This is a genomic window from Plantactinospora sp. CA-294935 (genome assembly GCF_050936445.1).
Taxonomy (GTDB): Bacteria; Actinomycetota; Actinomycetes; order Mycobacteriales; family Micromonosporaceae; genus Plantactinospora.
Window position 1 is genome coordinate 5,616,533 of record NZ_JBNJMU010000001.1, and the last position, 23,236, is coordinate 5,639,768.

Sequence of the window (23,236 nt, forward strand, 5' to 3'; positions counted from 1 at the left end):
TCTCTCTGTGGTTCGGATGGGACGTGCGGGACAGGGACGGGGCCGCACCGGCCGGGTCGGTCGTCGCGGACGCGCCGCCTGCGGGGTTGACGTCAGCGGCGGGTGCGGCCGGTGGGCAGGCTGTCGAAGCGGGGCCGCTCGCCGTCGCGGATGCGTTGCCAGGCCCGCCGGTAGAGTTCGGCGGCCGGTTCGAGCGGCACGGTCACGCCGAGCCCGGCCGTACCGTCGGGTGCGAGGTCGAACAGGGCGACCTTCCAGCCCTCGATCGGCGCCTGCCCGCTGCCACGCGCCAGCCATCGACCGGGCAGGAACAGTGACCGGCCGGCCCGGGACCGGGTGGCCGCGACGACCAGGTCGGTGCCGGCCAACTCGGCGCGAGCCGCCTTCAACCGTGCCGGCTTCCAACCGGTCCACTTCGCCGTGTTGCGGTCGGTCGGATCCGGCATGGCCAGCAGCATCAGATACATCGCCGCCGCGTCCTGGCCGAGGCCGTGTTCCGTGGCCACCTCGGCGACCAGCTCGGGGACCGACCGGGTCGGATCCTGCGGCCACCAGGTCCCGACCTCCGAAAGCGCGCCGCCGACCGGCTCACCCGGATCGCCGAGCAGCTCCGCGAACCGCGGGTCGCGGACCAGCCGCAGCGCCACCTCCGTCGGGTACGGCTTGGCCGCGTCCCCGCGCAGCGCGGGCAGGTACGGGTCCGTCCCGTCGGCGTCGAGCAGGTCCGGCCGCAACGCCGGGAAAGGCCGGTCGTCGTAGGTGGCCAGGACGATGGCACCGTACCGTTCCCAGCCGGGGCCGGTCTCGGACGGAGTGCCCGCCACCTGCCGGAACTCGGACAGCCAAACGCACTCGTCAAAGTCGAGCAGCAGTTCGCGGTTGGCCAGCCGGTCCCGGATCGCGGCCAGCGCGGCCGGCAGCGCGGCCCGGCACGGGTCGCCGGCCGGCGTGTGGTGGGCCACCCAGGCGGCCAGGGAGACCGTGGAGCGCAGCACCTCACCGGTGAAGCCCACTGCCCGGCCGTCGACCTGGCGGGCCCGGTCGCCCTTGATCCGGAAGACCAGGTCGGTGCTCAGCTCGGCCGAGCGGGCCGGGTCGAGCAGCGCCGGCAACGCCTTCGCGGGTCCCCAGCCGGACCGGACCGCCCGGACCGCCTCGGCGAGTAGCTGTTCGGGCACCATCACCCGGCGCCCCAGGGCGGTGTTCCAGACCGCCGCCGCCGCGGCCACGTCCGGACCGTCGGTCCACAACCGGGCCGGGTCGTCCGGCAGCAGCGCCGAGACCACGGCACGCCGCAGCTCCGGCCCGGCCTCGTTCAGCATGCCGAAGGCCAGCTTGACCTCGCCGACCTGCTTGATCCCGAGCGCCTTGCGCAGCTCGACCGGCACGGTGTTCGCCGAGTCCACGTACGGCAGGCCGGCCAGCACCAGCTTCGCGGCGGTCGGGGTGACGCCGGTCAGCTCGGCGAACGACTCGGCCGCTTCCGGCCGCCAGGGTAGCGGCCCGCGCGCGGTCCACTCGGTCAGGAAACCGTCCAGCCAGCCGGCCGGCCGGCCGTCACCGACCGACGCCGAGGACTGCACCGTGTACGGCTCGGGCACGGCGAAGACACCGGCCGGATCGTGGTACAGCGCGCCGAGGGCGTAGCCGGTGGACGTGCCGCCGGAGTTGAGGACGGCGATGAACGCCCCGTCGGACACCGGCAGGAGGCCCGGCCCGGGGTACCGGCGCGTCCGGTCGGGCATGGTCAGGTCCTCGTCCAGCAGGTGCAGCGTGAACCGGCGCCACCGGGACGGTTCGGCCGCCCCGCTCAGGTCGAGCCGGTCGAGCTCGGTGAGTAGAGCACGCAGCGTCTCCCGGTGTTCGTCCGGGGTGACCGCCGCGACGGCCCGGTAGGCGACTGCCGCGACACCGTCGAGCAGGGGCGACCAGTCCAGGGCGCTCGGCAGCGACGGTCCGTCGAGGTGCAGCCGTACGGCGGGTTCGCTTCCGGTGGTGGCGGCCCGCTGGGTGGCCAGCGCATGGAACTGGGTGAAGACGTGCGGCGAGCCGCTCGCCCCGTAGACCGAGCCACGGAGACCGTCCAGCGCCGTCGCGAGCTGCTCGTCGGTGGGTCCGGTCGCGGTGGCCACCGGCGGCACCGCCTTCGGGGCGGACAACGAGGTGTTGAGCTTCTCGGTCACCGCTTCCAGGTCGGTGCACACCCGGGCGGCGAGCCGCAGCATTCCGACCACCCCGGCCAGCATCGCGTCGTGGCCGACCGCCGGCAGCGTCGAGCGGACCAGCTCGACCAGCGCGTCCGTGTCGTCCTCATCGGCGGTGGCGCCGGTGGCGGCTGGTCCGGAGCCGCCGACCGGTGCGCCGACCCCGGATGCCGGGACGGCGGTGCGAAGGCCGGTGGTGGCGTGCGGGGCCCCGGTCGACCCGGCGCGGGTCGCGGCCTGGGCCGCGGCTCGCGCAGCCGCTTCGGCGAGGGCAGCGCGGCGTTCGTCGAGCGCGACCTTGAGCAGCGCGGCGGCGGTGTCCCGGTCCATCCGGCGCAGGGCGGCGGAGCCGGCCGGGTCCCGAGGCAGCATGTTGCCGAGGAACGGATGCCCCGGCAGCGGAACCGTGCCGGAGCTGTAGGACCGGCTGGACGGCGGCCCGGCGGCGGCCGACACCACCCCGTCCGGGTCGACCAGGACGAAACCCTTGAGGACGGCCCGCGGTCGGTCGTCGCCGGGCAGCACCAGCGCCGCGATCGGCTCCTGGCCCGGGGCCACGGTGACGGTACGACCGGCCAGGTCCTCGCCGCGTACCGAGCCGTCCGGCAGGGTGACGACCCGCCAGCCGAGTAGACCGTCCACCGGGACGGCAGCCGGGGTGGCCCGGTCGGACAGGGCCGGCCGCAGCCAGCTGTCCGACTTCCGGAGTTGGCTACCGTCGACCCGGAGGTCGGCCAGGAACCGGGGCAGGCTGCGCCGGCCGTGGGTGTTGCCGACCGGGTCGTACTCGCGCCAGCCGTAGCCGCCGTCGTCCGCGCTGTGGTCCTGGACCCAGTGCGAGGTGCCGTCGGTGATGACCGGCCGCTGCGACGGGACCACGGTGTCGCCGACGTGCAGCACGCCGTCGCCGGTGGTCCGTCCGCCACCGGGCAGCGGCAGGGTGATCTCGTGCCCGCGCCGCTGGCCGTCCTGGACGGGCTGTGGCTCGTCGCGCGAGGAGTGCCAGTAGCCGCGTGGGTCGTAGCCGAGCGACCTGGAGCGCCAGTAGACCAGGAGCTGGCCGTCGACGTAGTGGTAGTCGGGCTTGCCCCACATGTCGCCGGCCGGGATGCGCAGGTCGTGGCGGAGCACGATGCCCTCCGCGCCGAGCACGCGTACGGTGGTCGGCCCGGCCAGGATCACGTACGGCCAGGCTTCCTGCCAGGTCCACTCGACCCGGTGGTCGCCGCCGGTCACCTCCTGCCAGGCCAGCTCCCACTCCGGCCAGCCCAACTCGTCGATGATTCCGCCACGCAGGCTCCGGGCGACGTGCTCGGCGAGGTCGACCCGGACGGCCTGCCCGGGGTCGCCGCCCGCACCGGGTTCACCGGGCTGGGGGAGGTCGTCGGCGACCAGCCGCACCGCCTCGACCGGGAGCCTGCCCAGCCAGTCCACCGACTCCGGCAGGTACGGCAGACCGGTGCTGAACCGGTGGCGGATCCGGGCCCGCAGCCAGTCGGTCAGCATCGGCCGGATGCCGGCGGCCTCGGCCACCCGGCGCAGGGCGTGGGGCTGACCGTCGAGCTGGTCGAGGCTCCGGCGCAGAGCCCCGACGAAGCGGTCGTCGCCGGCCACGGCCAGCAGTTCCCGCTCTCCCTCGGTCTTGACCCAGTGCGCCAGGTCCACGGAGTCGTCCTTCGGCGGAGCCACCGGCACGTCGAGGAGGAGCAGCAGATCGCACAGGTCCAGGTCGCCGTCGGCGGCAAGGGTCTCGCCGTTGTCGGTCAGTTCGGCGCGGAGTCGGTCGGCCATCCGCTCGACGAGCGGGTACAGCTCCGGCATTCGGCGGCGGTAGTGGCCGGAGCCGGCCCGGCTCACGAAGCGGCGCAGCCAGCCGACGGAGCCGTCCTGCGGCCGGGCCGGGTCCGGCACCTCCGGGTCGGTGAGTCCGGTGAGCGCACCGGTGTCGGACAACAGGGCCAGCCAGCTGGTCAGGTTGTCCCGGTCGGTGGGCATCAGGTCGAGCAGGCTGCCCCGGATCGCGGGGTCGAGGCCGGCCAGCGCCTTCACCGCCGGCAGGTGTGCCTTCCACCAGCCGGCCGGCGCCTCGGCGGCGACCGGCAGCCGGAGTACCTCGGTCAGGTAGGCCGCCTCACGATCTGCGCCGGCCTTACCGGCGGCCCGGACCAGCCGCTTCACGGCGTTGGCCGACTGCACGGACGGAACCACGCCGGCGGCCGCGGCCCGCAGCGCCAACCGGCAGAACCGGTCCAGCGCCTCGTCGGCCGGCAATTGGGCGGAGAGTTCCTTCGCGTACCCGGCCAACCCGGTCGCGGAGACCACCTTGGCCGACGCGAACTCCAGGTAGACCTCGTCCAGCCGGTCCAGGTCGACCGGTAGGCCGTGCTGCGCCTCCGCCTTGCGCGCCTTGTTCAACAACTGCGTCGCGTAGGTGTCCTGCCCGGCGGCGAGGAACAGCCGCGCCGCCTGCTCGAAGAAGGTCGGCAGGAAGTGCGGCAGCGTACGGGCGAACCGGTCGGCGATGGCCTGGTGCCCGTCCAGGGCGGCCTTCGGCCGCGACCGTGCCTGCTTGGCCAGCTTCTGCAACTCCGGCACCACCGCCAACGCGTGCCGGCCGTCCGCCGGGTGGTGTACCAGCACCCACTCCGGAAACGCCAGCGATCGGCGCGGACCCAGCCCGACGACGGCAGGCTCGGCAGCCGTTGCCAGGCCCAGGAACCCGACGGCGAGGTCCTCGCCCTCCCCGAGCACGGCGTCGACCACGCGGACCACCAGCCGGTCGCCGAGGGCCGGGTGCCGATAGGTACGGGCGGTGAGCGGTACCGCCCGATCGCCGGCCCCGGCGGTGTCGATCGGCAGTACCGCGCCGGCGGCCAGCAGGCTCTCCGCCGTCTGTTCGCCCGACCTGGTCGTCATCCCGGTCACGCCGCTTTCTCCGTCTTCGTCGCGGCGCCGGACAGGGCCGTCGCCATCCGCATTCCTTCCGACCACGCCACCGGCCCGACTTCGGTCAACCGCAGCGTCGGTCCGTCCACCAGCGACCAGGAGAGGGTGCCCAGGGTCGCCTCGGAATCCCAGTAGTCTTCGTCGAACCACATGGCGGCCTCGACCGTGCGGCCGGCCTCCCAGACCCGGCAGGTGACCTGCGAGCCGGAGACCCGGAAGCCGAGCGTGGCGGCCCGGGCGGCCAGCCGGTTGGGGACGGCGGCACCACGGAAGTCGGTGATCGCGGTGTCGCGGTCCTTCAGATCGGTCGGTTTGCTCCAGGTGCCCCGGTGCAGTTGCTCGATCCGCTGGGTGATGTCGAGTTCGTCGGCGAACTCGCGCAGCTCGGTCAGGTCGGTCAGGCGTACCGGGTGGGGCAGCGTGGCGCTGGCCGGCGAGAGCCGGATGGTTTCCCCGTCGAGGTTGACCATGCGCAGGTCACCGGTGTCGGTGACGTCTCGCAGGAAGCCCGGCTCGGCCGGATCGTCGCCGAGCACCACGAGGTCGCGCAGCGCGTCCTGCCAGCTCGGGTCCGGCCAGACCCGGGCCAGCAGCCCGGTCGGCACCGGCAGCGAGGACACCACCCAGGCGTCGATCCGGGCCAGGCATTCGGCGGTGTGCCGGTCCAGCCACTGGGCGAGCTGGCGCAGCCGGTCCACCTCGGGGTCGTCGCGCAACACCTTCGGCAGGGTCTTCAGTGGGCGGCCGGTGGCCCGCAGGCCGGTGGACCGAGCCGTCACCTTTCCGTCCACGAGGGAGATCTCGTGCGAGTCTCCCACCGGTAGCCAGCCCATCAGGAATACCCTCCGTAGTGGAGAATCAGTCAAATTTCAGGAGATATCGCCCGCGATCGACGACGTAGGGGACGCTAACAGTAGCGACCGACACGGCGGGGTCCGCCGGCCGGCGGGGTGGGCGTACCGGGGGTCGAGTGCGGCCCGGGAGAAGGCCCGGATCTGCGGGAGTCCGCAGGTCCGGCCGGTTCGGGACCGTCGCGGACGGCGGGGCGGTGACCGGACGAGAGGCTGGGAAGTGGCCTAGGTCACATCACCGCGACGCCGGGCTCCCAACGGATGGCACAGCGCCGCCGTGTGCGGTGCGTGGGTGCCGGTAACCGCGCCACGCGCTACGTCATCCGATATCCAAGATCTTTTGAAGACACCTTCTGGGCCGCGAGGTCATCAAGCTCACCTCGTCTTGCAGGCGTTCGGGCAGTGCCCGTGTCGGCGCTGACGCCGGGGCCACGCCTGAGGGTAAGCGGGGCGGCTCGGATCGCTGGGCGACGCCACGCCTGGGCGCGCAACGGCGGCGCCGGCCGTGCCGCGTGCGCTACGGCCCATTCGTCGATACGGCGGGCCATCAAGCCCAGGGCGGCGAGATGCGCACCCGGCGGCCGAAGCTCTCGGCTCCGACAGCCAGCTTCTCCCCGTGTCGGACCAGCGGTCGTCGGCGCGGGTTTTCGCGACGACTCCTAACCTTGATCGGCGCCGCCGTCTCAGCGCCGCCGTCGACGCGGCCGAAGCCACGGCTTTCTCGGCGTCTTCTCCCGGGCGGGCTCCCGTTCGGCCTGCCACTGCGCGACGCGTCGGACGGCCGCGCGGTAATTGAGGTACTCCTCGGCGTCGACCTTGTCGTTGCCGTACCGCTGCAGGACTGCGATCACCTGCTCGGGCGGAAGCGCGAAGAAGTCCAGGTCGAGCAGATCGTACGTGCGTCGGTCGTCCCACTTCTCGGCCCACCGTCTCCTGAGCCTCGCCCCTGGAGCCAGGCGGATCTTCAGGATCGGGCTGCTGGTGCCGTCGCCCACCTTGGTCAGGAACAGCAGCTCGACCGACTCCCAGGGGAGCCGGGTCGTGGCGCCGCGCAGCCGGAAGGTGATTCCGCTGTCGTCTACGTGCAGGTAGAAGGACCAGAGCAAAGAGGCCAGGGCGCAGACGCCGAAGAGGACCGTAGCGGCGCCGATGAACTGGTAGGGCTTGGTGTTGGTGTAGCGGGACGTCGCTTCGCCGTACCAGGCCGCTGCCCATCCCGCCCCGCCGATAAACATCATGAAGAGATAGCCGGTGCAGAACTTCGCGGTATCGCGATGCAGTCGTACGCCTGGCTCCACAGGACCATGATGCGGCCTGACGCCAAGCGCCCCGGCAACCCGTACCGGCGAGGTGGCAAGCTGGCGCGGGCCGCGCTGGCGCCCCGGGGACGGCCTCCAGCCGACGAAGTCCGCCCCAGTTTCGGGGTCACCGCCATGCTCCCCCGGTCGCGGAGCCGGCCCGGTCCACGGATCGGGCCGGCTCCTGTTGTCGTACGCCTGGCGGGCCGGGCCTACGCCGGGCTGAACGGTTGGGCGGAGAGGAGGACCTGGTTCCAGCCGCTGGCGTCCACCGGGTCGTCCGGGAACGCCGTGATGTCCGTACCGCTGCCGTTGAACGGCGCCGCGTCCCGGTACCGCAGCAGGGCTCCGGCCGACGTACGGGAGTAGATCAGCCCGCCCCCCGGCGTCAGCAGGTGCGTCCCGGTCCAGCCGGACGCGGCCAGCGACATCCGCCGCCACTTCGGCGTCGCTGTCACGTCGATCTGGTACGCCACCAACTCGCCGCCGCCGGTCGTACCCATGATCCAGTTCGAGGCGAACCCGGTCAGGGTCCGCAACGAGAAACCGTCGGTGGCGATCACGGTGTTGTTGGTGATCTGCGCCGACGTCGGCTTCGGTGCCGTCACCGTGTACCGGCGCAGTGAACTGTTGGCGATGCCGAACAACGAGCCGAAGCCGTCGTACGCCAGGAAGTCGTGCGACCAGCCGGCCTGGTTCAGGTCCACCACCTCGAACAGCAGCGGGTCTGTCGAGAGTACGTCGATCCGGTGCAGCCGGCTGCCGTTGGTCACCAGCGCCGTGTTGAAGTTCAGCACGGTGAACGCCTTCGGCGTGAACGGCAGCGCCGCCGCCGAGGTCACCGTCGCGCCCCGCCGGTCACCGGTCACCGAGTCGATCGCCGTGTACGTCAGCCGGTTGTCGCCGGTGACCCCGAAGACCGACACGTCCACCGGACTCTGCGGGAACGAGTTGAACGGCAGGGCGGAGAGGTGCGTCTGGTTCCAGCCGCTGGTGTCCACCGGATCGTTCGGGTACGCCGTGATGTCGGCACCGCTGCCGTCGAGCGGCGCCGCGTCCCGGTACCGCAGCAGTGCCCCGGCCGATGTACGGGAGTAGATCAACCCGTCACCGGGTGAGAGCAGATGCGTCCCGCTCCACCCGGACGCGGCGAGCGAGAACCGCCGCCACTTCTGCTCCTGCGACACGTCGATCTTGTACGCCACCAGCTCGCCGCCGCTGGTCGACCCCATGACCCAGTTCGGGCCGATCGCGGTCAGCGTGCTGAAGGTAGCGAAGCCGGACGCCCCGACCACGGTGTAGTTGGTGATGTACGCCGAGGTCGGCTTCGCCGAGCTCAGCGTGTACCGGCGCAGCGAACCGGCCGCCAGGCCGAACAGCGAGCCGAACCCGTCGTACGCCAGCACCTCGTGCGACCAGCCGGTCATGTTCAGATCGACCAGTTGGAAGGTCAGCGGGTTGGTCGACTGCACGTCGATCCGGTACAGCTTGCTGCCGTCGGTGAGCAGGAGCGTGTTGTAGTTCAGCACGGTGAACGCCTTCGGCGTGAACGGTAGTGCCGCCGTCGAGGTCACCGTCGCCGCGATCCGGTCGCCCGAGGCCGAGTCGATCGCCGTGTACGTCAACCGCCGGTCGGCGGTGACCCCGAACACCGATACGTCGGTGACGCCCTGCCGGATCCACTCCGCGATGTCGTCCAACCGGGTCAGGGACGCGCCCTGGCGGGTCTCGATCGACCCGACGCAGCCGTGCTGCCAGGAGGTGTGGCCGATCGCCACCACCTCGACGCTCTCTCCCACCTGCCGCAGCGCCGGCCCACCGGCGTCACCCAGGCACGGGTCGGGCTGCTCCGGTTCCGTCACCTGGATGTCGGCGGTGCCGGCCTGGACGGCGGTCACCTCGAAGGCCGCCGCGTGCGGATACTGCGGCACCCACTCGGTCGCGGTACGACCGTAGCCGCCCAGTCGTAGCACCTCGCCGACCGCCGGGGCCGTCCGTCCGATCGGCACCGGGGTCACGTCCGGAGCGGGGAAGGCGAGCTTGGCCAGTACGACGTTCCGCTCCGCGTGCGGCACGAGCTGTGTCACGTGCGTGACGTGACCCGCCGGCTTCGCGGTGGTCCGCCCCAGCGTCACCGTGGTGGACCGGGGCGGTGGGCCGAAGGCGAGCGGCGCTCCGGCGGCGGCGAAGCAGTCCCGCGCGGTGACCACCCACCGGGGGGCGATCAGCGCTCCGGAGCAGCCGCGCGGGTCGGCGCCGCCGGCGTCCACGTTGACCCGGGCCAGGAAGAGGTGGGTGCCGTCGGGCACCGTCGGATCGTCGGCGCCGACGGCCTGGGCCGCCCCACCGGCGGTGAGAAGTCCGGCCGTGACGGTCACGGCGAGCAGACCCGCGAGTCGTTTCGCCCATACCCCCGTGCGTGCGCTCAAGCGACAGTCTCCTTGGTGGACGGGGCGGCAGCGCGCCGACCTCGACGCCACCACCGCGATGATCGTCGGAACGTGCCCCTGCCGGCACCGACCCGGGGCGGGTCGGGGTTGCTGGCCGCCTGCGAAAGAGCCGTTCCGGGGTGCCAGCCGAGTGAACTCGAGATTGGACTGAGTCGATTCTGCGGGGCGACGAAATGCCCGTCAAGCGAGCGGTGACCGTGACCACTGCCAGTCCGACGCATCGGCGGCGGGTATTGCGTACACGGCACCGGCAACCTACGATCACGTCGCTCTGTGACCGTGGAGTCGCGCTGCGGACCGGCGGTGGATCGACGCCTGGTGTCGGACCAGGCACACCGACCCACAGTGGTACGCCTCAGTAGCCACTGGTCAACGCCGTTCACGGGGCCTGTCGACCGGCGCGACGGCAGCATCCGACCGCCGACCGCCGACACAGCAGTCGGTCGTCAGTACGTGACTCTGTGAACATTCCGACCTTGCGGATGTCTACCTCAATCGATACGGTCTACCAACCTTGTCTCGCTCACACGGGGGATGCTGTGACATCGAGTCGGTTGACGCTGCCATCTTCCCGCGTGGCTCTGCCCCGCCGGCCGGTAGGGCCGACAGCGGGCCCTAGGGCCCGGGAATTCGGGCAGCAGTTTCGCGAGCCCACTGAGGTGGGCTGCCCCATTCACGCCCCCACGACCGTCCAGTCGTACCGGAGCCGCGAGCCTGCGGCCCTCGTAGGCGGCGACGAAGCCCAGGCGCTCCTCAACGATTCGAGTCCAGTCGATTGGATGCGGAAATGAAGATCCTGCCGTGGTTTGGTACGGCGGCGCTCGTGGCGGGCGCCGTGGTACTGGTATCGGGCAGCAGTTTGGCGGCGACGGAGGACGCGGCGGACACCCCGCCGTCGCTGGTGGAGGACTACACGCATCCGGGTGCCGACCAGATCCTCGCGCAGCACAACCTCAAGGTCTTCAAGGGCGACGGGCACATCATGTTCGTCACCTCGCGCACCTTTGACGAGCAGCAGTGCGCGTCGAACGAGATCCAGGTGGAGAAGTGGCTCGCCGTCGAGCCCTACGGCATCTACTACTGCTTCAGGACCACCGGCACTCAGGGCTACCTGACGCTCGAAGTCCCCGGGACCTTCGGCATCCGGGGCGGCGAACGGGCGATCCAGGCGAAGGCGGAGCTGCCCGACGGGGAGAAGACGTACCAGGTCTCCCCCGGTGGGTTCGTGGCGATCGATCCGGGCGGGCCGGACGAGCAGCCGCAGGCCGTACTCGTGGAGCTGCGGATGGCCGGTTCCTGAGACCGCCCCGTACCATCGCCCGACCGCTCTGAGCGGCACGGCCACCAGGCTCCTCCCGGACTGGCCGTGCCGCGGCACCCGGCACCGTCCGCGCCCACGTCGGAATGTGCGTTCGGAACCGGCGGCCCCGGGCGCCCGACGGGCCGACCCGGCGGCGTCACCTGTTGGACTGAACGCCCGCCACGACTGTCGGCGAACTCGATCATGCTCTGTCACCTCAAGCCGTTCCGTTCCTGTCACCGGGGGTTACCGTGACCGCACGGGCAAGACAAGTGACCGCTCTCTCGACCCGAGCCTCCGGCTCGACCTGGCGACGACGAATCGCCGTCGTCACGACCCTGCTGCTGGCCGCCGGAATGGTGCAGCCCGCCGCGCGGGCCTCCGCCGAGGACGAGGAGACGCCGTACGACCCGCTGCTGGCGAGGCGTGCGGCCGTCCACTACATGGTCGAGGGCACCCCCTCGGTACGTCGGGCGGCCGAGACGGCGCTGCTCGGCACCCCCGAGGACGTGAAGACCTTCGTCGAGTCCGGGGTGGACGAGGCGCTGTACGCCGATGCCCGTTCGGCGGCCCACGTGCTGGCCGGGATGGACGGGCCCGCCGTACGGGCGGCGGCGCTCCAGGCCCTCGCCGGCTCGGACGACGACGTCGTCGCCTTCGTGGAGACCGGCTGGCAGGCGGCGTGGGCGGCGGACGAGCGGATGCGCGCGTACCGGCTGTTGGAGTCGGGCGGTCCGACGATGCGGGCGGCGGCGGAGCGGGCCCTCGCCGGCACGCCGGAGCAGTTGACGGAGTTCCTGGCCGAGGACCGCGACGACGCGCAGTTGGCCGACGACCGGCTGGCCGCGACCCGGATGCTGGCCAACGGGCCGAACAACAGCGGACCGGTGCTGGACGCGGCGGCGCAGGAGGCGCTGGCCGGCCCGGCCGAGCTGCTGCGGGAGTTCCTGGACTCGGGTCAGTTCGTGGCCCGGGCGCGGGACCAGGAGCTGGCCTCGATCCGGGGCCTGACCGAGCAGGCGAAGCAGGCGAGCGAGACCACCGCGCGGGAGTCGTTGGCCGCGACGGAGGCGTCGGCCCGGGCAGTGAACGCCGCCGAGGAGGCGAAGAAGGCCGCGCAACGGGCGGCCGCGGAGACGGCGGCGGCCGGTGGGGCGGCCAAGAAGGCGTCGGCTGCGGCGGGGCGGGCGGCGGACGCCGCCGACGGTGCGGCGAGGGCGGCCCAGGAGGCCGTGGGTGCCGCGAACGCGGCGATGCGGGCGGCCCGGGTGGCGGCGGACGCGGCGCGGAAGGCGACGACAGCGGCGTCGCTGACGGCGCAGGCGGCGTCTCGCGCGCAACGGGCCGCGGCGGATGCCCGGACGGACGCGGGCAAGGCCGCGGCGGCCCGGGTGGCGGCGCAGCAGGCACGGGACGCGGCCGCCAGGGCCCGCGAGCTGGACCAGGTCAAGGCGCAACGGGACCGGGCGCTGGCGCAGGCAAAGCTGGCGTCGACGGCGGCGAAGGGCGCGAGCGCGGACGCGGACGCGGCGGCGCGGGCCGCCCGCGACGCCAGTGGCCACGCCGGAGTGTCGGCGGCGGAGGCGCAACGGGCCCGGGACGCGGCGGACCGGGCCGCGCGGCAGGCGGCAGCCGCGTCGCGGGCGGCGGACCGGGCGTACGCCCTGGCGGAGCGGGCGGCGCGGGAGTCGGACAAGGCGTTCGCGTATGCGGCCCAGGCGGCCCAGCACGCGGAGGCGGCGGCCGCCGCGGCAGAGGCGGCGGCAGCGGCGGCCGGCGAGGCGGCCCAGGCGGCGGCGGAGTCGGCGAAGCACGCGGCGGCGGCGGTGACGGCGGCACAGACCGCGGTCGACGCGGCGAACCAGGCCGTGGAACTGGAGCGGCTGGCCCGGCAGGAGGACGAGGACCGCCGGGCGGAGGCGACCGAGCAGGGTGTGCTCGCCGCGCAGGATGCCCTGGCGGCGGATCAGAAGCTCAACGCGGACGCGGGTGCGGTGGCGGCCTGGAACCGCAAACTGCTGTGGGACACCGCAGAGGAGGACCGGGTCGACCCCGCCACCCGGCAGTTGCTCGACGAGGCGACCGCGCCCGGCGCGCCGACCGAGGTCGTGTTGGACCGGGGACGCCGGGCGGCCGTCGTGGTGTCCCAGACCGGCGGTGACTGGACCAAGACGGCGGCCCGGGAGGCGCTCGCCGGCGACGAGGTCGAACTCCGGTCGTGGCTGACGGAGGGCCGGCGGATGGCGGTCGGGCAGGACGACCGGGCCCGGGTCTGGCACCTGATCGACGGCCTGCCCGACGGAGCCGAGAAGACCGCGGCGCACGCGGCCCTGGCCGGTGACGATGCGGCGGTGCAGCAGTTCCTGCGCACCCGTGCGCACAGCGGCAAGTACGCGAAGGACCGACAGGCCATCTTCCAGATCCTGGAGACGGCCGGGCCGTCGGTGCGGGCGGCGGCGGAGCAGGCCCTGGCCGGCACGCCCCTCGACGCACACAACTTCCTGCGCAGCGGGCAGTACCCGGCCCGGACGGCGGACGAGCGGCTCGCGGTCTACCAGACCATGGACGCGGGCGGCCCCGAGGTCAAGGCCGCCGGACAGGTGGCTCTCGCCGGGCCGGCCAGCTACATCTCGTTCTTCCTCACCGCCGGCCGGTACCAGGCGGCCAAACGGGACGCCGAGCAGGCCGCGCACGTCCAGGCCGTCCAGGCGCTCATCGAACAGGCCCAGCAGTACGCGAAGCAGGCGCTGTCCGACGCCGCCGAGGCGAACCGGGTCGCAGCGGTGGCCGCTGGGAAGGCCGCCGAGGCCGCCGCGTACGCCACTCAGGCGCGGGACTCGGCCGAGCAGGCGCAGACCTACGCCGATCAGGCGTTCCAGTCCGCGCTGAGCGCCAAGGCGTCGGCCGACCGGGCCGCACAGTCCGCCACCACCGCCCGCAACGCCGCCAACTCCGCGCAGGCCAGCGCCAACGCGGCGGCACGATCGGCGGCCACCGCCACCGCCGCCTCACAGCGGGCCCGTCGGGATGCGGCCGGCGCGTACCGGGCCGCGGAGGAGGCCCGGGCGGCGGCCAGGCAGGCCGGGGCCGACGCCGTGGCCGCCAACCTGGCGGCCAAGGACGCGGAACGGATCTACAACGCCAAGCTGAAGGAGTGGGAGGCGGCTCAGCGCAACACGGCGCCGGGCAGCGGCAGCGACGGGACCAAGAGCGCGTACGAGGAGCACATGACCTGGGGATGTTTCGTCCCCGAGCCGCAGTTGACCGCGGAGTGCGGCAAGGTCTACGCGAGCTTCGCGGACGCCATGATGCGCCCGACCAAGTGCAACTCCCCGGCGTACAGCAGCACTCCGGGCTGCACGATGCTCGGCGACATCCAGGAGTTCGTGAAGGACAACGCCGAACTCATGTTGGACATGATCGAGCTTGTCCTGACGCTCTGCGGGCTCGCTCCGGTCGTCGGTGAGGCGTGTGACGGGGTCTCGGCCGGTGTCGCCTTCGCCCGGGGGGACGTCGCCGGTGGACTGCTCTCCGCCGGCAGCATGCTCCCGATCCTGGGCTGGGGCACCGCCAGCATCAAGCTCGGCGACAAGTTCCGGGACATCCTGCGGATCTTCGAGGAACTCGCGACCAAGTGCAGAACCGGCAGCAGTTTTGCCCCGGGCACCCGGGTACTGCTCGCGGACGGCACCCGCAAGCCGATCGAGGAGTTGAGAACGGGCGACGCGGTGCTCTCCACCGACCCGAAGGCCCGGATCACCGCCCCGCGGAAGATCACCTCGACAATCAGCAGTTCCAGCCTCCGGGCGCTGGTCGTGATCACCGTCGACCTCGACGGCGACTCCGGTGGCGCCACCGGGACCATCACCGCGACCAACAACCACCCGTTCTGGACGCCGGAGTCGGACGCCTGGACCGAGGCGGACGAACTGGTGCCGGGACAGGCACTGTTGACCGCAGAGGGCGACGAGGTCGAGGTCGAGGCCGTCTCGACCCGGACTGAGAAGGCCACTGTGCACAACATCTCCGTGTACGACCTGCGCACGTACTACGTGTTTGCCGGTGAGACGCCGGTGCTGGTGCACAACTGCGGCAAGATCAACATTGACCAAGGTATCTACGGGGCACACCCCATGGACCACGTCGGCAAGTCCAAATCGGACCTTCTGGAGCGGGCGAAGAACGACCCGAAGGCCAAGGGGCGCGCGTCGAGCCTCATCGGGGACACCGCCCAGGCGACGATCGACGAGGTGCTGGAGCCTTACCGCGCGTCCATCGAAAGGTGGGCGAACAACAACAACACCCAGGTCGGCGAGATGAGAGATTTCACGAAGGTCTTTCCGACAGCGGTGGGACATATCGCGTACCAGAACGGCGATTACAAGGAGGCCAGGAAGGTCATCGTCTACGTCAAGAAGGCCCCGAAGACAGCCGGACACAAGGGGCGCTGGGTCATCTATATGCTCAAGGTGGAAGAGGCGTAGCGGGGCGCTGCGCAGGAGGAATTGCGACCAGGGTGATGCCGAGGGGGATCGGAATGTCGAACGAGGGGGCGGCGGCAGCACTTCTTGCGACGCTGCACACCTGCCACTCCGACATCGAGGAGTACGACGTCCGGATATGGGGCGACTACGACTTCGGCGGCGAGACTCGACACCGTACCCATCTGGAAACCGGGAGAGACGGCGATTCGTACTGTGCGGAAATCCGAGGCGCCCTGGAGGTGAATCCCAGTCCGGACACGAACAACGCCTTCTACGTCCGCCTGCTGCTCTGGCTCTCCCCCGAGGGGGCGCGGGTCGAGTCGTACGTCGAGGCGCACCTCGACGAGGCGATCGGCGACTACGGCCCCGGGTCGTACGTGCTGCACGAACGTCGCACCGACAACCTCGATCTCGACGGAGCACTGCGAGCGGCCAGGGAGCACGTCGACGCGCTCTACGAGAGTGAGGACTACCCGAAAACGCTCGGCCTGAGCCCGCGATGAACGAACGGTCACCGGGCCCCGTCCTCCGACGGGGCCCGGTTTCCTGTCGTGCCGAGGGGTACGGACGCCGAACCCTCCCTGACGTCGACTCAGCGGATCCGGGCCAGCACCGCCGGGCAGCAACCCCGCTTCGGTCGAGCGGTGCCGGGGGCGGTCGGCGTACCAGTCGCGGATCCGGGTGGCGGCGTCGGGGCGGCTCTCCGCCACCGTGAGCTGGAACCGCGCCGATCGCGCCGGCCGGAGGGTGGCGACGACATCCCCGACGTACAGCCGGAGTTCCCTGTCCTCCTCCCAGAGCACCGGACCGACGGCTGCCGCGTCGACCAGCCGCCGCCGGTCGGCCTCCGCCGCCGGCACCGTGAGCCGTTCGCCGTGCGGTCGGCGGCGCCGCCACCCGGCGAGCCGGTGGTGCATCTGGGACTCGATGCCTACGGCGTCTTCGGAGAAGAACAGGGCGTGCACGTCGAAGCACGCGCGGCCACGCACAATCCAGATCGCCAAGTACCTCCAGGCGAGCGCGCCGACACATGCCGACGTCCCGAACTGGGTCTTCGACGTCGCCACCTGGCGCACCTCGACGCCCACATCGGCGCCACCACCGGCTCCCCGGCAACGCCACGAGCCTCTGGATCGCCACCGACGACACCGGCATGCTGCGCACGGCCACACACTGCCACGACCGCGGCAACGAGCGAAACGTGATCACAGGGCTCCTTCCCCAACTCGTCGACTCATTCAGCACCCGCAGGCGTACGACCAGATTTATGGGTTTTTGGCTGCTACATCACGATTCTCAATTAGCCTGCTTCCGAGGCGGCAGGGGGACGGCGTCGTTCCAGCCGGCGACGGCGAGAGGAGACGGGGATGACGAACCCGGCGACGGTGATGATGCCGCGCGAGCAGGGCGCGTCACCGGCAGACCCACCACGGTGGCCAGGGCCGTTGGCGATGGTCGACCTGACGGTCAACGGCCAGCCCCGACGCCTGCTCGTGGACGTACGCAGCACGCTGCTTGACGTCGTGCGCGGCCATCTGGACCTGACCGGGTCGAAGAAGGGTTGCGACCACGGCCAGTGCGGCGCCTGCACGATGCGGGTCGGTGACCGCACCGTGTTGTCGTGCCTGACCCTGGCAGTCGCGGTACGCGAGCCGGTGGAGACGATCGAGTCCCTCGCCGCACCGGACGGGACCCTGCACCCGATGCAGCAGGCCTTCATCGACCAGGAGGCCTTCCAATGCGGCTACTGCACCCCTGGCCAGATCGTGTCGGCCATCGCCTGCATCGAGGAAGGACACGCGCACTCCGACCAGGCGATCCGCGAGTACCTGAGCGGAAACCTCTGCCGCTGTGGCGCGTATCGGCACATCGTCGCGGCCGTCCGGCAGGTCCGCGACCGGTCCGGTGGGCCCGCCGCTGCGGCCTCCGGCCCGACCTCGGCCGGGCGGGGCTGAGCAGTGCGTCCCTTCGTCTACACCCGGGCAGAGACGGCCGAACAGGCGGTCTCGCGCGCCGGCCGGGTCGACGGCCAGGACGGGGTCACCCGGGCTCCGGTTCAGTTCCTGGCCGGCGGCACCAACATCGTCGACTACTTCAAACTGTCCTGCTGGACGGCGGACGAGCTGATCGACATCAACGGCCTGCGGCACGACCACGGACAGATCGAGGTGACCGGGGAGGGAATCCGGTTCGGCGGTCTCGTGGGGATGCGCCAGGCCGCCGAACATCCCGTGGTCGTCCGCGACTACCCGGTGATCGCCGACAGTCTGCGGTTCGCCGCCAGCCCACAGCTCCGCAACATGGCGACACTGGCCGGCAACGTTCTGCAACGTACCCGGTGCAGCTACTTCCGGGACATCGACTATGTCGAGTGCAACAAGCGTCAGCCCGGCTCGGGCTGCGCAGCGATGGGCGGGGACAACCGCATCCACGCGGTGCTCGGAGTGAGTGACCTCTGCATCGCCAGCTATCCCGGGGATCTCGCCCAGGCACTGGTCGCGCTGGACACCAGGGTCGAGACGGTCGGACCGGCCGGGACCCGGGCCTTCGCGTTGCGCGACCTGCACACCGGTTCGGACCGGCCGGAGGTCGAGACGATTCTCGCGCCGGGTGAACTGGTCACCGCGCTCGCCGTTCCGGCCGGTCCGCACACCCGTCGCTCGACGTACGTCAAGATCCGGGACCGGGAGAGCTTCGAGTTCGGCGTCGCCACCGCCGCCGTCGCGCTCGACCTCGCCCCGGACGGTACCGTGCGGGACGTTCGGATCGCGCTCGGCGGCGGCCTGGCCTACCGCCCGTGGCGGGCGGACGCGGCGGAGGACTTCCTGCGCGGACAGCCGGTGTCCGCCGAGACCGCCGGCCAGGCCGGACGGATCGCCCTCGACGGCGCCGTCACGCACGGCGGCAACGACCAACTCCCCGAACTCGGTGCCCGCACCGTCGCCCGGGCCCTGTTGCAGGCAGCGGAAATGCAGGTGTGACATGTCGTCACCGCCGTCGAAGCCCGGCGCCCCGACCCGGATCGGAACTCCGACGTCCCGCATCGACGGCTGGATGCGGGTCACCGGCACGGCCAGGTATGGCTCTGACGTCTTCGTGCTGCAGCAGGCGTACGCGTACCTGCGAACCAGCGCGATCGCCCTGGGCCGGATAACCCACATCGACGAGACCGAGGCGCGGAGCCTGCCGGGCGTCCTGGACGTCCTCACCTACCGCAACGTCGGCGACGCCATCAGGCCGGGTCGGGACTTCGGGCGGCAGGGCGTCATGGACTCCACCATCGCGCCGCTCGCCTCCGACCGGGTCTGGTACGCCGGGCAGATCGTCGCGATGGTGGTCGCCGAGTCGTTCGAGCAGGCCCGCGACGCCGCCGGGCGGCTGCGGATCGAGTACGAGGCCGAGCCGCCGAAGCCGACCTTCGCCCCCGACGACTTCGCGGCCGAGGCGGGCGGAGCAGGTCCCGAGGCGGGCCCGGGTACCGCCGACCCCGCGACCACCGATGGTGTCGGCGACCCGGACGGCGCGCAGGACGAGGCACCGGTCACCGTCGACGCCTGGTACGCGACACCGACCCAGCACCACAACCCGATCGAGCTGTTCACCACCACCTGTGCCTGGGCCGAGCAGCGGCTGACCGTCTGGGAGTCCAGCCGCAACGTGACCGGCTTCCGCAACGGCCTCGCCGAGCAGTTGGACATCGACCCCGGCCAGGTACGGGTGATCTCTCCGTACATCGGCGGCGCGTTTGGCTCCCGGGGCTTCCTCAACCAGCGGACCGCGATCGTCGCGCTGGCCGCCCGCCGACTGAAGCGTCCGGTGCGGCTCGAGGTCACCCGGGCGCAGATGTTCACCATCGCCACCCACCGGGCCGAGACCCGTCAGCGGGTCCGGCTCGGCGCCACTCCCGACGGCCGGCTCCACGCCGTGACCCACCAGGGCTGGGAGATTAGCAGCCGGCCGGACAGCTTCAAGGCCGCCGGCACCGAGGCGTCGACCCGGTTGTACGCCTGCCCGAACGTGGGCTCGGCGGTGACCGTGGTGCACGTCGACCGCAACACGCCCGGCTTCATGCGTTGCCCGCCCGAGGTGCCCTACCTGTTCGGGCTGGAGTCGGCGATGGACGAGCTCAGCTACGCCCTCGGCATGGACCCGGTCGAGTTGCGCCGGGTCAACGACACGACGGCCGAGCCGGTTAACGGCCGGCCATACACGTCGCGGCACCTCGTCGAGTGCCTCGACGCCGCGGCCGAGGCCTTCGGCTGGTCGCGCCGCGATCCCCGGCCGGGGTCGATGCGCGACGGCGACTGGGCGGTCGGGTACGGCTGCGCCGCTCTCGTGCACACCACGCTCGCCTTTCCGGCGACGGCCCGGGTCACCGTCTCCGCCCAGGGCTGGGTACGGGTCCAGACCGGCGCGCACGACGTCGGCGGCGGCCTGGCCACCGCCATCGCCATCGTCGCCTCGGACCGCCTGGGCGTGCCGCTGGACCGGATCACGGTCGAGATCGGTGACAGCGACCTGCCGCCGGCCCCGATCGCCGGTGCTTCGGCGTCCACCCTGAGCGTCTGCAACGTGGTGGCCAAGGCCTGCGAGCAGGTGCGGGCGCGTCAGGCCCGATCGGCCCAGGGCGACGGCGGCGGCGCGATCGAGGTGTACGCGGAGTTCCTGCCCCACGGCGTGCCACCCGACGCTACCCAGCTCCTGTACCGAGGTGGGGTGGTGCGTAGCGGCGGCTACCTGCTGCCCGACCGCGCACAGTGCGCGTTCGGGGCGGTCTTCGTCGAAGTCCGCGTGCACCGGCACACCCGCGAGATACGTCTGCCCCGGATCGTCGGCGCTTACGCGGCCGGCACGGTGGTGAATCCGAAAACGGCAGAGAGTCAGCTTGAGGGGGCGCAGATCTTCGGCGGTGGCATGGCGCTCTTCGAGGCGACCACCATCGACGAGCGGTACGCCCGCTACACCAACACGAACCTCGCCGACTACCGGATCATGGTGAACGCCGACATCGCCGAACAGCAGGCGATCCTCATTCCCGAGCGGGACGAGGGCATCAACGAACTCGGCATCAAGGGACTAGGAGAACTCGCCACCAGCGGGGTGAACGCCGCGATCGCCAACGCCGTCTACCACGCGACCGGGGTCCGGATCCGCGAGTTGCCCATCCGACCGGAGAAGCTGCTCTCCCCGCCCGTTTGAACGTGACGCGTCACGGTGGCGGGGTGCGACCATCCGCAGGAGCGATGCTCGTTGCGCCACCGTGGGCGCTGACCGCCAGCCACTGCGCCCGCGTCCCCAACCTCTCTGGACGGAACACCTAGCCCGTGACCCGGTCGGGGAACGTGATCCGTAGCGGCGTTCCTGCGCGGGTGTCCGCCACCGGCTCGGCGAACGCCGCGAGTAGCAGGTCCACCAGCGGTCCATTGAGGTCGCCGCTGCCCCAGGGGTTGACGGAAGCGGTCAGTTGCCGGCGGCCGTCCGCAGTGCTCATCGCGACCGTCAGGTACCCGAAGATGCCGCCGGTGTGTCCCCAGAGCGTGATGCCGCCGGGCAGGGTGAGAGTCTGCAGTCCGAGGCCGTAGTCCGCACCGAGGAACGACGTACGCATCTGGGCGAGTAGCGCCGGGCGCAGCAGGCGCCCACCGTTGAGCGCGCCGTAGAAGCGGTTGAGATCGTTCGTGGTGGACAGCATCTCCCCGGCGGCCCAGGCGACCGACGGATTGAGGACGGTGATGTCGACCGGTATCAGGCTGCCGTCACGTTCCAGCGGCAGATACCCGTGCGAGTGCGGACCGGCGATGAACGGGTTCGTGCCGGGGACCTCGGTGTCGTGCAGCCCTAGCGGGAGCAGGATCCGACGCCGGACCTCCGTCGCGTAGTCGTTACCAGTGACCCGGCGCACGATCAGTCCGAGCAGGATGTAGTTCGTGTTCGAGTACGACCAGGAGGTGCCGGGTTCGAACAGCGGCGGCTGACCGGTGGTCAGGGCCAGCAACTCGTTCGGTCGCCAGGTACGGTATCGCGACGCAACGAGGTCTGGCACCGTCGGATAGAGCTCGGACAGACGATCGGTGTAGTTGAACACCCCGCTGGTGTGCTGCAACAGGTGGCGTACGGTGATCTGGTCGCCGTCGGGCAGGACGCCGGGCAGCCACCGGTCCACCGGATCGGCGAGGGCCAGCCGTCGCTCGCCGACCAGTTGCAGGAGAACAGTGGCCACGAACGACTTGGTCACGCTCCCGACCCGGAACCGCCCGTTCACCGGCACCGGCCGCGACGTGCCGAGTTTCGCCACTCCGCTGCCACCCCGCCATACCCAGTCGGGATCCCGCACCTCGGCCAGGACTCCCGAAGCGGCGCCGTCCGCCATCGCGTCCAACGCTGCCTGCAACGCGGCCGCGTTGGGTACCCGCGACCGTTTCCCGCTGGTCGGCGGCGCGGCCACCGCCGGCGTGGTCACCGCCCCGGTGACCACGGCAACGGCCGCAGCGGCACCGGATCGCAACATCGTTCGGCGTGTCGTCATCACAGCTCCCCACGTGTCAGAATGACATGACATAGATGAGCATGCCGAGTGTCTCATCGTCCAACTCCTGCCCGCGAACGAATTCGACCCGTAAGTGACGACCACTGCGCTCCCTCAGGGTTATCAGCGACCGGTTGCTGCCGGCGATGCGACCCGGATCGGGCACAGCCGCTGTCCACCGGTCGAAGCGGGATGCCGACGCGGTCCGTGACGACCTGCTCACCTATCTCGGCGTGGTATCTCAACATTCATGAGAATGTCGAATAGATGTCTCGGCTGGCTCCGATCCTACTGACGCGGGCGGGACATGGATCACTGAACCTTTTTCAACCTCCCCTTGCGGTCCGCCGGACCGCAAGGTCGGACGCGGTGCGTGGGCGCCGCGCGGTTCAGGTTGAAAAAGGTTCACTGGAGGCACTCGTCTTGGCAGGCATCCAGGTTCTCGTGCCCTGCTGAAGCGATCACAGATCATGCCTGTTACTGCTGTGCCCCGACGGCTCGTTGACACGAGCTGCAGACATCTGTGGGTGTCAGTGGCAGCGAACGACGACTCATGCGTGCATAAGCTGAACCAGCAGTCCCGTCCCTGTTGAGAGGCAGCACGCCGATGACACAGCTGCTACACCGCGCTACCGCCCCGCAGGTTCACGTGGACGCCACCACCGTCGACCTTGCTGGGGAGGAGTTGGTGGTGGAGTTTGAGCCGGCGTGGACCGCCAATGCCCTTGTCGAAGCCGATCCTGACGGCGACGGTGCGCGCATCCTGTGCGGGCAGGAGATCGGAAGCGTCGCGGTCACCGCCGAGCTGTGGGACCTCACCCCGCCCCTGGACGCTGAGGGTTGGCAGGACGTGTCCGAGGTGTCCGTCACGTGGCGGTCCGCGTTCATCGACTTCGGCACGACAGACCAGGGAGACGACCCCAGCAAGCGGCTTGATCTGCCCGGCCCCGGCGACTACCGGTTGCGTGTCCACGGCCGCAACCGTGACGACGGCGACCCCCGCGACGATTCCGACCCCGTTGAGGAGTACCTGATCCAGGTCTGGCCCGGCCCGATCGCTGAACCCGTCGTGCACAAAGCCACGAGCCGGACCGCCGCGTACTGGAGCAGCTAGGATCCGCGCGGGCAGTGGATCCTGAGACGAGATGATCTTGCCTCGTGACGCGTGGGGATCTGA

The 23,236-nt window shown here is 71.3% G+C and carries 12 protein-coding genes; 7 read left to right on the plus strand and 5 right to left on the minus strand.

Annotation, left to right across the window (positions count from 1 at the left end; genetic code table 11):
- Nucleotides 1–92: 92 nt before the first annotated feature.
- The 4 genes from ACQEVC_RS25190 to ACQEVC_RS25205 all read right to left on the minus strand — a co-directional run bounded on the left by ACQEVC_RS25190 (nucleotide 93) and on the right by ACQEVC_RS25205 (nucleotide 9,728).
- Nucleotides 93–5,129 (minus strand): hypothetical protein, encoded by a 5,037-nt coding sequence (locus tag ACQEVC_RS25190; RefSeq protein WP_432881849.1) that lies wholly within the window; start codon nucleotides 5,127–5,129, stop codon nucleotides 93–95.
- Nucleotides 5,126–5,983, minus strand: coding sequence for a DUF4132 domain-containing protein (locus tag ACQEVC_RS25195; protein ID WP_432881852.1), 858 nt, complete (start codon nucleotides 5,981–5,983; stop codon nucleotides 5,126–5,128). Before ACQEVC_RS25195 ends, ACQEVC_RS25190 begins: the two co-directional genes overlap by 4 nt.
- A gap of 701 nt (nucleotides 5,984–6,684) precedes the next feature.
- Nucleotides 6,685–7,299 (minus strand): hypothetical protein, encoded by a 615-nt coding sequence (locus ACQEVC_RS25200; protein WP_432881855.1) that lies wholly within the window; start codon nucleotides 7,297–7,299, stop codon nucleotides 6,685–6,687.
- Nucleotides 7,300–7,511: 212 nt separating this feature from the next.
- Nucleotides 7,512–9,728: a trypsin-like serine protease gene (locus ACQEVC_RS25205; RefSeq protein WP_432881858.1), complete on the minus strand. Its 2,217-nt coding sequence runs from the start codon at nucleotides 9,726–9,728 to the stop codon at nucleotides 7,512–7,514.
- Nucleotides 9,729–10,536: 808 nt separating this feature from the next.
- Between ACQEVC_RS25205 and ACQEVC_RS25210 the strand changes: the two genes are divergently transcribed.
- From ACQEVC_RS25210 to ACQEVC_RS25235, 6 genes are all read left to right on the plus strand, one after another.
- On the plus strand, nucleotides 10,537–11,049 hold the full coding sequence (locus tag ACQEVC_RS25210; RefSeq protein WP_432881861.1) for a hypothetical protein: 513 nt from the start codon (nucleotides 10,537–10,539) through the stop codon (nucleotides 11,047–11,049).
- Between the two features lie 272 nt (nucleotides 11,050–11,321).
- Nucleotides 11,322–15,533 carry a polymorphic toxin-type HINT domain-containing protein gene (locus tag ACQEVC_RS25215; RefSeq protein WP_432881864.1) on the plus strand — a complete coding sequence of 1,404 codons (4,212 nt, stop codon included), beginning with the start codon at nucleotides 11,322–11,324 and terminating at the stop codon, nucleotides 15,531–15,533.
- 53 nt (nucleotides 15,534–15,586) lie between these two features.
- The gene (locus ACQEVC_RS25220) at nucleotides 15,587–16,036 is read left to right on the plus strand and encodes a hypothetical protein (protein ID WP_432881866.1); all 450 of its coding nucleotides are present in this window, start codon (nucleotides 15,587–15,589) and stop codon (nucleotides 16,034–16,036) included.
- Nucleotides 16,037–16,984: 948 nt separating this feature from the next.
- Entirely contained in the window at nucleotides 16,985–17,488 is a 504-nt protein-coding gene (locus ACQEVC_RS25225) for a (2Fe-2S)-binding protein (RefSeq protein WP_432891692.1), read from the plus strand.
- Nucleotides 17,489–17,491: 3 nt separating this feature from the next.
- Nucleotides 17,492–18,514 carry an FAD binding domain-containing protein gene (locus ACQEVC_RS25230; protein ID WP_432881869.1) on the plus strand — a complete coding sequence of 341 codons (1,023 nt, stop codon included), beginning with the start codon at nucleotides 17,492–17,494 and terminating at the stop codon, nucleotides 18,512–18,514.
- 1 nt (nucleotide 18,515) lies between these two features.
- Nucleotides 18,516–20,732, plus strand: coding sequence for a xanthine dehydrogenase family protein molybdopterin-binding subunit (locus tag ACQEVC_RS25235; RefSeq protein WP_432881871.1), 2,217 nt, complete (start codon nucleotides 18,516–18,518; stop codon nucleotides 20,730–20,732).
- Nucleotides 20,733–20,850: 118 nt separating this feature from the next.
- On the opposite strand, the gene ACQEVC_RS25240 is transcribed toward ACQEVC_RS25235, so the two are convergent.
- On the minus strand, nucleotides 20,851–22,059 hold the full coding sequence (locus tag ACQEVC_RS25240; protein ID WP_432881874.1) for a serine hydrolase domain-containing protein: 1,209 nt from the start codon (nucleotides 22,057–22,059) through the stop codon (nucleotides 20,851–20,853).
- Between the two features lie 649 nt (nucleotides 22,060–22,708).
- Here ACQEVC_RS25240 and ACQEVC_RS25245 point away from each other — a divergent pair.
- Nucleotides 22,709–23,173: a hypothetical protein gene (locus ACQEVC_RS25245; RefSeq protein WP_432881877.1), complete on the plus strand. Its 465-nt coding sequence runs from the start codon at nucleotides 22,709–22,711 to the stop codon at nucleotides 23,171–23,173.
- Nucleotides 23,174–23,236: the final 63 nt, after the last annotated feature.

Bases quoted from the DNA above. Each gene is read 5' to 3' on its own strand.
- ACQEVC_RS25240 (WP_432881874.1), bottom strand. From the start codon at position 22,059: ATGACGACACGCCGAACGATGTTGCGATCCGGTGCCGCTGCGGCCGTT.
- ACQEVC_RS25225 (WP_432891692.1), top strand. From the start codon at position 16,985: ATGGTCGACCTGACGGTCAACGGCCAGCCCCGACGCCTGCTCGTGGAC.
- ACQEVC_RS25220 (WP_432881866.1), top strand. From the start codon at position 15,587: ATGTCGAACGAGGGGGCGGCGGCAGCACTTCTTGCGACGCTGCACACC.
- ACQEVC_RS25210 (WP_432881861.1), top strand. From the start codon at position 10,537: ATGAAGATCCTGCCGTGGTTTGGTACGGCGGCGCTCGTGGCGGGCGCC.
- ACQEVC_RS25195 (WP_432881852.1), bottom strand. From the start codon at position 5,983: ATGGGCTGGCTACCGGTGGGAGACTCGCACGAGATCTCCCTCGTGGAC.
- ACQEVC_RS25235 (WP_432881871.1), top strand. From the start codon at position 18,516: ATGTCGTCACCGCCGTCGAAGCCCGGCGCCCCGACCCGGATCGGAACT.